We start from the raw sequence: 11484 nt of genomic DNA on the forward strand, positions 1-11484 counted from the left end.
ATGCGGCAGAGGCCGGCGTGCAATTCGTCTTCAGCGCCCAGCGGGAAGTCGACCCCGCCACCGTGGCCCAGCGGCTGCATGATTTCGTGCAGGCCCATCCCGGGTCGGTCGTCGGCATCGAAGGCCCGAACGAAGTCAACAACTGGCCGGTCAGCTATCACGGCCTGAGCGGGCAGGCAGCAGCGGTCGCCTATCAGAAGGACCTCTCAGCCGCCGTCAACGCCGATCCCTTGTTGAAAAATATCCCGGTCCTCGGCTTTACCGGATATACCGTCGCTTCCGCATCGGACTACACGACGATCCATACCTATGCGAAGGATGGCGACCAGCCGTACTCGTGGCTTTCCCGAGAAGCCGGCGTTCAGCGCGCTGCCGATCCGGGCAAGCCCCTGGCAATCACCGAGACCGGTTACCACACCTCGCTGACTGCCGACACCAATGGCGGCTGGGAGGGCGTCAGTGAAGCGACGCAGGCAAAGCTCCTGCTCAACACGCTGATGGACGGCGCCGCACTCGGATCGAAAAATACATTCGTCTACGAGCTGCTGGACGCCTATTCCGATCCTCAGGGCACCAATCAGGAAAAGCATTTCGGCCTTTTTCATCTCGACTATTCGGCCAAGCCGGCTGCGACGGCGATCCATAATCTAACGGAAATCCTTGCGGACGACGGCGCTCAGAAGGCAAGTTTCAGCGCGGGGGCCCTCAATTATTCGATCGACGGCATGCCGTCCTCGGCCCGCAGCCTGCTGACGGAGAAATCGGACGGAAGCTACCAGATCATCATCTGGAACGAGCCCGATATCTGGAACCAGTCCACCGACACGGCCATCCAGGCCGCGACGACAGGCGTCAAGGTCAATCTCGGCGCATCCTTCGGCTCCGTGAAGGTCTTCGACCCTCTGACCGGAACGACGGCGATCAAAAGCCTCAGCAACGTCTCGTCCCTGACGCTTGACGTCGTCGACCATCCCCTCATCATCGACATCGGAGGCGGCAGTGCCAGCACGCCGCCGGCAACCAACCATATCTATGGCGGCACCGGCAACGACATATTCACCGTGAGCAACCCCGCGCAAATCGTCGACGAAAGCCGGGGTGGCGGGACGGATACCGTCATGTCGTCGATCAGCTTCAGCCTCAAGGATACGACGCACACGATCGGAAACGTCGAGAACCTGACGCTGACCGGCACGGCCAATCTGAACGGCACGGGAAATGGCCTGGCAAACACTCTCGTCGGTAATTCCGGCAACAATATTCTCGACGGAAGCACCGGCGCGGACCATATGTCGGGGCGCGCCGGCAACGATACCTATGTGGTCGACAATGCCGGCGATTTTGCCGATGAGACAGGCGGGGCCGGCAAGGACACCGTCAAGGCTTCGACCTCGTTCAACCTGGCCGACCAGAAGCACACCGCCGGAACGATCGAAAATCTCGCCTTGACCGGCACGGCCAATCTCAGCGCGACAGGCAACAACACGGCCAACGTGCTCACCGGCAACGACGGAAGCAACACGATCAATGGCGGCAAAGGCGCCGACCAGCTGACCGGCGGCCTCGGCAATGACAAGCTGTTCGGGAAAGGCGGTGCAGACACGCTCACCGGTGGCGGAGGAGGCGATACCTTCGTCTTCGATGTGAAGCCCGACAATGTCAGCGTCGACAAGATCCGGGATTTTTCCTCCGCGGCGGGCGACAAGCTGATGCTCGATCATTCGATTTTCGCCGCGCTCAGCCTATCCGGATTTTCGGATGAGAATTTCGTGCTGGGAACGAAAGCGCTGGAGGCTGATGACAAGCTGATCTACGATCAGGCGAGCGGCATTCTATCCTTTGACGCAGATGGAAGCGCAGCGGGCGCGGCAATCCATGTCGCGGATCTCGATAATTCCGCAGCACTTCACTTCAAAGACATCCTGCTTGTCTGACCCGGTCGGCCCGTCGCCTTTCAGGCGGCGGGCCTACAGCGTCACGGGCAGTCGCGCCTCCTCCTCTTGCCGGAGCCGAAATCCCGGCCACATTCTCCGTTGACGCCACTCGTGCAGCTCAGGAGAAGCCTTTGCCCTGGATCGCCTATATCGCCCATCTCATCGCCGCGGCATTTCTGACCAACGGCGTCCCACATTTCGTCAACGGCGTCAGTGGCAGGCCGTTCCGCATCCCATTCGTGCAAGGGGCAAAGCTTGGCTCGCCGACGGCCAATGTCATCTGGGGCTGGGCGAATTTCCTCGTCGCCTTCCTGCTCTTTGCCAATGTCGGGCCGCTCTATATCGGCACGCCGGGCGATACGATCTTCGTGGCGGTCGGCATGCTCGTCACCGGAATTCTGCTCGCCCGCATTTTCGGGGGCGACGCCAGATAGTAACTTGCATGATGATAGTCACTGCTATAATGACAGCAGCCATGCAGCGAACAAGCTTCAGCGATTTCAAATGCCCGGCGGCGCGCGCGCTCGACAGCGTCGGCGACTGGTGGAGCATGCTGATCCTGCGTGACGCCTTCCAGGGGCTTTCGCGCTTCGACGAATTCCAGAAAAGCCTCGGCGTGGCGCCGAACATCCTGACGCGGCGGCTCAAACATCTGACGGAAAAGGGGGTGTTCGAACGGCGGCTCTACCATCAGCGCCCTGCCCGCTACGAATATCTGCTCACGGACAAGGGCCGTGATTTCTTTCCTGTTCTGATGACGCTGTTTTCCTGGGGAAGCCGGCACATCCCCGCAGTGGACCTCGCCTTTCTCTTGGGCGATGCCGCTTCCGGCAGAGAGCGCGAGACGATGCTGGTCGATGCGCGGACCGGCGAACAAATGACACCCGAAAACACCAGCCTGCTTGCGGGCCCCGCCGCCGATGATGAAGTGCACGAGCGGATCGCCCGCATGCGCGCCTGGTATCTCGGCATCGACGCCTGATGCATCATTTCATCCTCAAAATCGGAAGCGATTTGCGGATGAAATGATGCATTAATTCAAAAAGTTACAGCGTCCTTTGCGCGTCTGAAAGACGCGTGGCGCTGTCGGAGGAAAATACAATGGATCGCATCGTTGTCACCGGCATGGGACTTGTCTCGCCACTCGGGACCGGCGTCGAGCCCGCCTGGAAGCGCCTTCTCGACGGCGGATCCGGGCTGAGGGTGCTGGCGGAGGATATCGTCGGCGAACTCTCGGCCAAGGTGGGTGGTATCGTTCCTAGCATCGCTGAAGATGCAGACGCTGGTTTCGATCCCGACCGTTACATCACGCCGAAGGACCAGAAGAAGATGGACCGCTTCATCCACTTCGCCATGGCGGCGACGGAAGAAGCGGTAAAGCAGGCAGGCTGGATGCCGACCGACGAAGGCGAGCGCGAACGCACGGCAACGATCATCGCGTCGGGCGTCGGCGGCTTTCCGGCGATCGCCGAAGCGGTGCGGATCGGCGAAACGCGCGGCGTGCGGCGGCTGTCGCCCTTTACGGTGCCGTCCTTCCTCGTCACCCTTGCCGCCGGCCAGGTCAGCATCCGCTACGGCTTCAAGGGGCCGCTCGGCGCTCCGGTGACGGCGTGTGCGGCCAGCGTCCAGGCGATCGGCGATGCGGCGCGGCTGATCCGCTCCGGCGAAGCGGATGTGGCGATCTGCGGCGGTGCCGAGGCCTGCATCGACAAGGTGAGCCTCGGTGGCTTTGCCGCTGCGCGTGCGCTTTCTACCGGTTTCAACGAGACGCCGGAGCTGGCGTCACGCCCCTTCGACACGGCGCGCGACGGTTTCGTCATGGGCGAAGGCGCCGGCATCCTGGTCATCGAGACGCTGGAGCATGCGCTTGCCCGCGGCGCGACGCCACTCGCCGAACTCGTCGGCTACGGCACGGCGGCGGATGCCTATCACATGACCTCAGGCCCCGAAGACGGCAACGGCGCCCGCCGCGCGATGGAGGCAGCACTCAAGCAGGCGAAGATCCCGGCTTCGGAGGTCAGGCATCTGAACGCACATGCGACCTCGACACCGGTCGGTGACAGGGGCGAGATCGCGGCGATCGGCACGGTGTTCGGCCGCAATGGCGGCATTGCCGTCAGCGCGACGAAATCGGCGACCGGCCACCTGCTTGGCGCCGCCGGCGGGCTGGAAGCGATCTTCACCATCCTTGCGCTGCGCGACCAGATCGCGCCGCCGACCCGCAACCTGGAACATGCGGATCCGGCCGCCGACGGCATCGATATCGTCGGCAAGACAGCGCGGCCGCTGGCGATGGACTACGCGATAACCAACGGTTTCGGCTTCGGCGGGGTGAATGCCAGCGCCCTCTTCCGGCGCTGGTCGTAAAGTCCGCTTTTCTTGCGCCAGAAATCGCCTACACTTCTGCCCGTCGGGGGATCGTTTCCCTGACGGAGCCGGAGATCAATCCATGCGCGCCTTCTTCGCAGTTCTCATCCTGTGTGCCGCATCCGCCCTCTCCCCCGTATCGGCCCGCGCCGAAGATCCGATCGACACGACGCGGACGATGATCGAGGAACAGATCAAGGCCTTCCTCAAGGACGATGCCGAGACCGCCTATTCCTTCGCCGCCCCCGGCATCAAGGCGATGTATCCCGACAAGAACCTGTTCTTCGCCATGGTGAAGAAGAGCTACGAGCCGGTCTATCATCCCGGCAACTACGCCTTCGGGCGCAGCCGCTCGATCGACGACGGCGCGCTGATCTATCACGAGGTGCTGATCTCAGGCCGCGACGGCAAGGACTGGACGGCAATTTACCAGATCATGCGCCAGCCGGACGGCAGCTACAGGATCAACGGCGTGCAGATCGTGCCGGATGCGGACAGCAAGGGTATCTAAACGGGTTGGAGATCACCCCTCGCCCATTCCTCCTGAGTTTCCACCATGAAATCGGCGAAGCGGCCTTCGGCGATCGCTTTGCGGATGCCCTGCATCAGTTCCTGGTAATAGGCGAGATTGTGCCAGGAGAGCAGCATGCCGCCGAGCGCTTCGTTGGAGCGCACGAGATGGTGCAGATAGGCACGTGAATAATCGCGCGATGCCGGGCAGTTCGACTGTTCGTCGAGCGGGCGCATATCCTCGGCATGGCGGGCATTGCGGATATTGACCTTGCCGCGCCGGGTAAAAGCCAGGCCATGGCGGCCGGAGCGGGTCGGCATGACGCAGTCGAACATGTCGATGCCACGCGCAACCGATTTCAGGATATCGTCAGGCGTACCGACGCCCATGAGGTAACGCGGCTTTTCGCTGGGGAGTACCGGCAGTGTCGTCTCCAGCATCTGCAGCATGACGTCCTGCGGCTCGCCGACGGCAAGGCCGCCGATCGCATAGCCCTTGAGGTCGAGCTTGCTCAACGCCTCGGCCGAGCGGATGCGCAGTGCGGGAATGTCGCCGCCCTGGACGATGCCGAACATCGCCTTGCCGGGCTGCTCGCCGAAGGCGACCCTGCAGCGTTCGGCCCAGCGCAGCGACATTTCCATGGCGCGCTCGATCTCTTTCGGCTCGGCCGGCAGCGCCACGCATTCATCGAGCTGCATCTGGATATCGGAACCGAGCAACCCCTGAATTTCTATGGAGCGCTCTGGCGACATGTGATGCAGGCTGCCGTCGACATGCGACTTGAAGGTGACGCCCTGTTCGTCGAGCTTGCGTAGGCCCGACAGCGACATGACCTGGAAACCGCCAGAGTCCGTCAGGATCGGATGTTCCCAGCGAATGAGCTTATGCAGGCCGCCAAGGCGGGCGACGCGCTCGGCCGTCGGGCGCAGCATCAGGTGATAGGTATTGCCGAGAATGATGTCGGCGCCGGTCTCGCGCACCTGGTCGAGATACATGGCCTTAACAGTGCCGACAGTGCCGACCGGCATGAAGGCCGGCGTGCGGATCTCGCCGCGCGGCATAGAGATTTGGCCAAGGCGGGCGCCGGCATCGGTTTTCTTCAGGGTGAATTGGAAGGTCTCGGTCATCTAGTCTTTCCGGAAGAGAAGGCTGGCATCGCCATAGGAATAGAAGCGGTAGCCTGTCTGGATGGCGTGGTCATAGGCGGCGCGCATGGTATCGAGGCCTGAAAAGGCTGAGACCAGCATGAAGAGCGTCGAGCGCGGCAGGTGGAAATTGGTCATCAGCATGTCGACGGCCTTGAAGCGGTAACCCGGCGTGATGAAGATGCCCGTGGCGCCACTCCAGGCGCGAATTTCGCCGCTCTCTTCCGCTGCACTTTCGATGAGACGCAGCGAGGTCGTGCCGACGCAGACGATGCGCCCGCCGTTCGCCTTGACGGCGTTCAGCCGTGCAGCCGTCGYAGCGCTGACGGTACCGCTTTCCAGATGCATGCGGTGATCGGCGGTATCATCAGCCTTGACGGGCAGGAAGGTGCCGGCGCCGACATGCAGCGTGACGAAATGGCGTTCGATGCCGGCCCTATCAAGCGCCTCGAACAGGCCAGGCGTGAAGTGCAGGCCGGCGGTGGGTGCAGCAACGGCGCCCTCCTCGCGGGCATAGATCGTCTGATAGTCCGCACGGTCACGCTCGTCCTCGGGGCGCTTGGCGGCGATATAAGGCGGCAGCGGGATATGGCCGACGGCGGCGATCGCCTCGTCGAGCGCCGGGCCGGAGAGATCGAACAGCAGCGTCACTTCGCCAGCCTCGCCCTTCTCCTCGACGGTGGCATCGAGCGAGCCGAGAAAGCAGCTTTCGCCGGAATGGCCGAAGGAGATGCGGTCGTCCTGTTTAATGCGCTTGCCCGGCCTGGCGAAGGCCTTCCAGCGGTTGGGGCCGATGCGCATGTGCAGCGTGGCAGACACCTGCTGGCCACCGGCGCCGTCGCGATGGCGGATACCCTCGAGCTGGGCGGGAATGACCTTGGTGTCGTTGAAGACCAGCGCGTCGCCAGCCTGCAGGAAGGACGTGAGATCGCCGACGCGATGATCCGACAGGTGGCTTTCCGCATTCGGATCGACGACGAGCAGGCGCGCGCTGTCGCGCGGCTCGGCGGGCCGTAACGCAATGCGTTCATCCGGCAGATCGAAGTCGAAAAGGTCTACGCGCATAACGGCACTTTCAGGCAAAGCGAAACCCGCCCCCGCGCGGTTAACACGCAAGGGCGGGTTTCAGCAGAAATCACAATCAGACGTCGGCGGCAACCCGCATGGAGACGATCGAATCCGGATCGGAAACCGGCTCGCCGCGCTTGATCTTGTCGACGTTGTCCATGCCTTCGATGACCTGACCCCAGACAGAATACTGCTTGTTCAGCCAGGGCGCGTCAGTGAAKCAGATGAAGAACTGCGAATTGGCCGAGTTCGGGTTCTGCGAACGGGCCATCGAGCAGGTGCCGCGCGTATGCGTGGTCGCGGAGAATTCGGCCTTCAGATCCGGCTTCGACGAGCCGCCCATGCCGGCGCGGCCGGGATTGAAGGTTTCCGAGCCCTTCTTGCCGAATTCGACGTCGCCCGTCTGGGCCATGAAATCCTGGATGACGCGGTGGAAGACGACGCCGTCATAGGCCTTCTCGCGGGCGAGTTCCTTGATGCGGGCGACATGCTCCGGGGCGACCTGCGGCAAAAGCTGAATGACAACCTTGCCCTTGGTGGTTTCCAGAATGACGGTGTTTTCGGGATCCTTGATCTCGGCCATTATCTTCTCCTCTAGTTTTCTCTCTTAACTTACTTCTTGCCCAGGGTGACCTGGATCATCCGGTCTGGGCTTTTGACTTCGCCGTTCTGGCCTTCGCCGCGCTTGATCTTGTCGACGTTCTCCATGCCGGAGACGACCTTGCCGACGACGGTGTACTGGCCGTTCAGGAAAGAGCCGTCGGCGAACATGATGAAGAACTGCGAATTGGCGGAATTCGGATCCTGCGAACGGGCCATGCCGACCGTGCCGCGCACGAACGGGGTCTTGGAGAATTCAGCCGGAATATCCGGCAGGTCGGAAGAGCCGGTGCCGGCAAGGCTCGCATCGAAGCCCTTTTCCATGTTGCCGTATTTGACGTCGCCGGTCTGAGCCATGAAGCCGTCAATGACGCGGTGGAAGGCGACGTTGTCATATTCGCCCTTCTTTACCAGCGCCTCGATCTGGGCGACATGCTTCGGCGCAACCTCAGGCATGAGCTGGATGACGACAGGGCCGTTCTTCAGCTGGACGGTGAGATAATGATCGGACGACTGGGCGAAGGCATCCCCCGCGAAGGAAGCGAGATACAACACGCCGGCAAATGCGAGATAGAAGAGTTTCATATGAGCTCCATTGCGGCGGGGTCCGCCTGGTCTTTGCGCTTGCTAGTCTTTGTTCTTACTAGTTTGGGCGCTTGGATGTGAGGGCTTGCAAGACGGCGGCCGGCACGAAAGCGCTGACATCGCCGCCCATGGCGGCGATCTGGCGGACCAATGTGGCGGTAATGGGCCGCGAGGCCGTACCCGCCGGCAAAAAAATCGTCTGGAGATCGGGCGCCATCGTCCGGTTCATACCGGCCATCTGCATTTCGTAATCAAGGTCGGTGCCGTCGCGAAGACCGCGGATCAACAGCGTGGCGCCATGGGTGCGAGCGGCATCGACGACCAGATTGTCGAAGGCGACGACGGTGATATCGCCGGCCTTGCCGGGCAGCGCTTGCGCCAGAGAACGGCGGATCAACTCGGCTCTCTCTTCGAAGGAGAAGAGCGGCGCCTTGCCGGGATGGATGCCGATCGCGACGATCACCTTTTCGGCAACGTTCAGCGCCTGGACCAGAACATCCACATGCCCATTGGTGATCGGGTCGAAGGACCCCGGATAGAAAGCTGTCGTCATGTGGCCCGACCGTTGGTTTGACGCCTTTTGTCACGGATGACGCCTTCTCGCAAGTGATTTGCCCAGCTCCGGCTAGAGCGCCGCGCGTCTTTTCAGACACGGAAAGGACGTTACGCGTCGGGCGGTTAAACGGCGGATGAATGGCCCGTTCAAGGCCGTTTCAGATGCGATCTGCTTAATTCTTGTCATTCACGCAGCCGATGCCATTCCGGCATCAGGCGCTCCCCGAAAGACCAGGTCCCATGCTGATCGTGCTCGTTGCAGTTGCCGTCGTTTTCTCCCTCGCCGCCGAGATGGCCTATGGCTATTTCGCCGATCGATACGAGGTGAACTGGGTGCGGCCAGAGCTTGCCGAACATGCGGCAATCGTGCGCGCCCAAGGCCGGCTGCGCGAAAACGGACTTCGAATCTGAACGCCAGATGAACGAGACATTCAAGGAGGCTTCAGATCGCCATTGGTAAACACCCCACAACATCCGGCGGAACCATTTTCAAACGGATGCGTTCATTCAACCGACCCCATAGATGCGATTAGCGCGGCAGGAAGGACTAAAGATGCCCGGTAAGATTACGATGATTAACGTGCTCTGGATGGTAATGGTCACGGGCATGCTGACCGCAACTGTCGCTCTCTATGATCAGAAGGTCGATACGTCCAAGGTTTATGGTCCCTATGCTTCGGCCCGCACGGCCGTGCTGGGCCAGTACTGAGGGGCGAGAACGCAACTCCCCAGGAAAGGAATGCCTATGTTCACGATCTTGACAGTGCTCACCGCCCTCATCAGCGTCATGTTCATCGTGTCTGTGGCCTCTACGATTTCAGCGCTCCGGCGCGAAGGCGAAGAGGTGAAAGCTCTGAACGAAAAACATAGAGCGTTCTGACGTTCCTTCTCTCCTCTTCCCACCCTTGAGCGGCACCCCTTCCGTCGCCAGGGCCATTCAAAGCCGGATGCACCCAGCGTCCGGCTTTTTTCTTTGGGCGTGATCTCAATCCGCCTCGGATTTGAGAAAAAGGGCGTCTGAAAAGAAAAGGGCGGCTCGAAGCCGCCCCGTTCACCTGATCATTCCTCGGCTGGCCCGGCCGGATCGCCATCGGCAATCGGCGTCTCGTCGCCGCCACCTTCGTCGGCAGCACCTTCCTCGATAACAGCAGCAGTGCCTTCGGCGACCTCGACAGTCTCTTCCGTCTCATCCTCCTCCGGCTCGCTGATGCGTTCGACCGAGACGACCTTTTCGTCCTTGGCCGTCGAGAAGATGGTGACGCCCTTGGTGGCGCGGCTGGCGATGCGGATACCGCCGACCGGCACGCGGATCAGCTGGCCGCCATCGGAGACCAGCATGATCTGGTCGCCGTCATCGACCGGGAAAGCCGCGACCAGTTCGCCGATCTCGCCTGTTTTCGACGTATCGGTGGCGCGGATACCCTTGCCGCCGCGGCCGGAGATGCGGAAGTCGTAGGAGGACGAACGCTTGCCGAAGCCCTTTTCGGAGACGGTCAGGACGAACTGCTCCAGCTGCTTCAGCTCTTCGTAACGCTCGTCGCTCAGCTGTCCCTCCTCGGTGACTTCCTCGCCAACCAACGCGATCTCCTCGGCCTCGCCCGTCGTCAGGCGGCGGTCGTTGGCGGCGCGCTTCAGATAGGCGGCGCGTTCCCACGGCTCGGCGTTGACATGGCGCACGATGGTCATCGAGATGATGCGGTCACCGCCGGCAAGCGTGATGCCGCGCACGCCGATCGAGTTGCGGCCGGCAAAGACCCGGACGTCGTCGACGGAAAAGCGGATGCACTGGCCGAGCGCCGTCGTCAGCAACACGTCGTCATCTTCGGTGCAGGTCTCGACAGAGAGGATTTCGTCGCCCTCCTCCTCGAGCTTCATGGCGATCTTGCCGTTGCGGTTGACCTGGACGAAGTCCGACAGCTTGTTGCGGCGAACCGTGCCGCGCGTCGTCGAGAACATGACGTCGAGATTGTCCCAGCTCGTCTCGTCCTCGGGCAATGGCAGGATCGTGGTGATACGCTCGCCGGGTGCGAGCGGCAGCATGTTGATCAGCGCCTTGCCGCGCGAGGTCGGCGTGCCGATCGGCAGGCGCCAGACCTTCTCCTTGTAGACGATTCCGCGCGACGAGAAGAACAGAACCGGCGTATGGGTGTTGACGACGAATAGCCGGCTAACAAAATCTTCGTCGCGGGTGGTCATGCCGGAGCGACCTTTGCCGCCACGGCGCTGGGCGCGATAAGTGGTGAGCGGCACGCGCTTGATGTAACCGAGATGCGAGACGGTGACGACCATGTCTTCGCGGGCGATCAGATCCTCGTCGTCCATTTCAAGGCCGCCATCGACGATCTCGGTGCGGCGCGGCGTGCCGAACTCGTCCCGGACGGCGAGAAGTTCGTCCTTGACGATGGTCTGGATGCGGACGCGCGACGAGAGAATATCGAGGTAATCCTTGATTTCCTCGCCGATCTTATTGAGTTCGTCGCCGATTTCGTCGCGGCCAAGGGCCGTCAGGCGGGCAAGGCGCAGTTCGAGGATAGCGCGGGCCTGCTCTTCGGAGAGGTTGTAAGTCAGGTCGTCATTGATGCGATGGCGCGGATCGTCGATCAGGCGGATCAGGCTTTCGACATCTGCCGCCGGCCAGCGGCGGGTCATCAATTCTTCGCGGGCCGACTGCGGATCGGGCGCCTGGCGGATGACGCGGATGACCTCGTCGATATTGGCG

13 protein-coding genes and 1 pseudogene are annotated in these 11484 nt (G+C 61.9%); 8 read left to right on the forward strand and 6 right to left on the reverse strand.

Features of this window, described 5'->3' with window-relative positions; translation table 11 throughout:
- The 5 genes from AC1D1Z_RS28905 to AC1D1Z_RS28925 all read left to right on the forward strand — a co-directional run.
- Positions 1-1934, forward strand: a 1934-nt coding sequence (locus tag AC1D1Z_RS28905; RefSeq protein ID WP_477852367.1) for a calcium-binding protein, incomplete at its 5' end; no start/stop codon positions are given.
- Positions 1935-2065: 131 nt separating this feature from the next.
- Positions 2066-2368 carry a hypothetical protein gene (locus tag AC1D1Z_RS28910; RefSeq protein WP_131606714.1) on the forward strand — a complete coding sequence of 101 codons (303 nt, stop codon included), beginning with the start codon at positions 2066-2068 and terminating at the stop codon, positions 2366-2368.
- A 41-nt stretch (positions 2369-2409) separates the two neighbouring features.
- Entirely contained in the window at positions 2410-2916 is a 507-nt protein-coding gene (locus AC1D1Z_RS28915) for a winged helix-turn-helix transcriptional regulator (protein WP_131606716.1), read from the forward strand.
- A 119-nt stretch (positions 2917-3035) separates the two neighbouring features.
- Entirely contained in the window at positions 3036-4301 is a 1266-nt protein-coding gene (gene fabF, locus AC1D1Z_RS28920; RefSeq protein ID WP_131606718.1) for a beta-ketoacyl-ACP synthase II, read from the forward strand.
- Between the two features lie 82 nt (positions 4302-4383).
- Positions 4384-4812, forward strand: a complete 429-nt coding sequence (locus tag AC1D1Z_RS28925) for a DUF4864 domain-containing protein (protein WP_018445345.1) — start codon at positions 4384-4386, stop codon at positions 4810-4812.
- On the opposite strand, the gene tgt is transcribed toward AC1D1Z_RS28925, so the two are convergent.
- From tgt to coaD, 5 genes are all read right to left on the reverse strand, one after another.
- A complete protein-coding gene (gene tgt / locus AC1D1Z_RS28930; protein WP_131606720.1) occupies positions 4809-5939 on the reverse strand; it encodes a tRNA guanosine(34) transglycosylase Tgt in 1131 nt (376 codons plus the stop codon). The two genes, AC1D1Z_RS28925 and tgt, sit on opposite strands and share 4 nt — an antisense overlap.
- A complete protein-coding gene (gene queA / locus AC1D1Z_RS28935; RefSeq protein WP_477852372.1) occupies positions 5940-7022 on the reverse strand; it encodes a tRNA preQ1(34) S-adenosylmethionine ribosyltransferase-isomerase QueA in 1083 nt (360 codons plus the stop codon). It lies immediately after the preceding gene.
- Between the two features lie 76 nt (positions 7023-7098).
- Positions 7099-7608, reverse strand: a complete 510-nt coding sequence (locus AC1D1Z_RS28940) for a peptidylprolyl isomerase (protein WP_477852374.1) — start codon at positions 7606-7608, stop codon at positions 7099-7101.
- A gap of 29 nt (positions 7609-7637) precedes the next feature.
- On the reverse strand, positions 7638-8210 hold the full coding sequence (locus tag AC1D1Z_RS28945; RefSeq protein ID WP_131606724.1) for a peptidylprolyl isomerase: 573 nt from the start codon (positions 8208-8210) through the stop codon (positions 7638-7640).
- A gap of 58 nt (positions 8211-8268) precedes the next feature.
- Complete coding sequence (gene coaD / locus AC1D1Z_RS28950; protein ID WP_130652384.1) at positions 8269-8763, reverse strand: pantetheine-phosphate adenylyltransferase; 495 nt, start codon at positions 8761-8763, stop codon at positions 8269-8271.
- Between the two features lie 136 nt (positions 8764-8899).
- Here coaD and AC1D1Z_RS28955 point away from each other — a divergent pair.
- The 3 genes and pseudogenes from AC1D1Z_RS28955 (at position 8900) to AC1D1Z_RS28965 (ending at position 9645) form a co-directional block, all read left to right on the forward strand.
- Positions 8900-9176 (forward strand): annotated as a pseudogene (locus tag AC1D1Z_RS28955) (hypothetical protein).
- 142 nt (positions 9177-9318) lie between these two features.
- Positions 9319-9474: a hypothetical protein gene (locus AC1D1Z_RS28960; RefSeq protein WP_003539654.1), complete on the forward strand. Its 156-nt coding sequence runs from the start codon at positions 9319-9321 to the stop codon at positions 9472-9474.
- 36 nt (positions 9475-9510) lie between these two features.
- Complete coding sequence (locus AC1D1Z_RS28965; protein WP_018445350.1) at positions 9511-9645, forward strand: hypothetical protein; 135 nt, start codon at positions 9511-9513, stop codon at positions 9643-9645.
- A 179-nt stretch (positions 9646-9824) separates the two neighbouring features.
- Here the strand turns inward: AC1D1Z_RS28965 and AC1D1Z_RS28970 are convergent.
- On the reverse strand, positions 9825-11484 hold a 1660-nt coding region (locus AC1D1Z_RS28970; protein ID WP_477852378.1), incomplete at its 5' end, for a DNA gyrase C-terminal beta-propeller domain-containing protein.

The organism is Rhizobium sp. P1_E1, assembly GCF_056406015.1.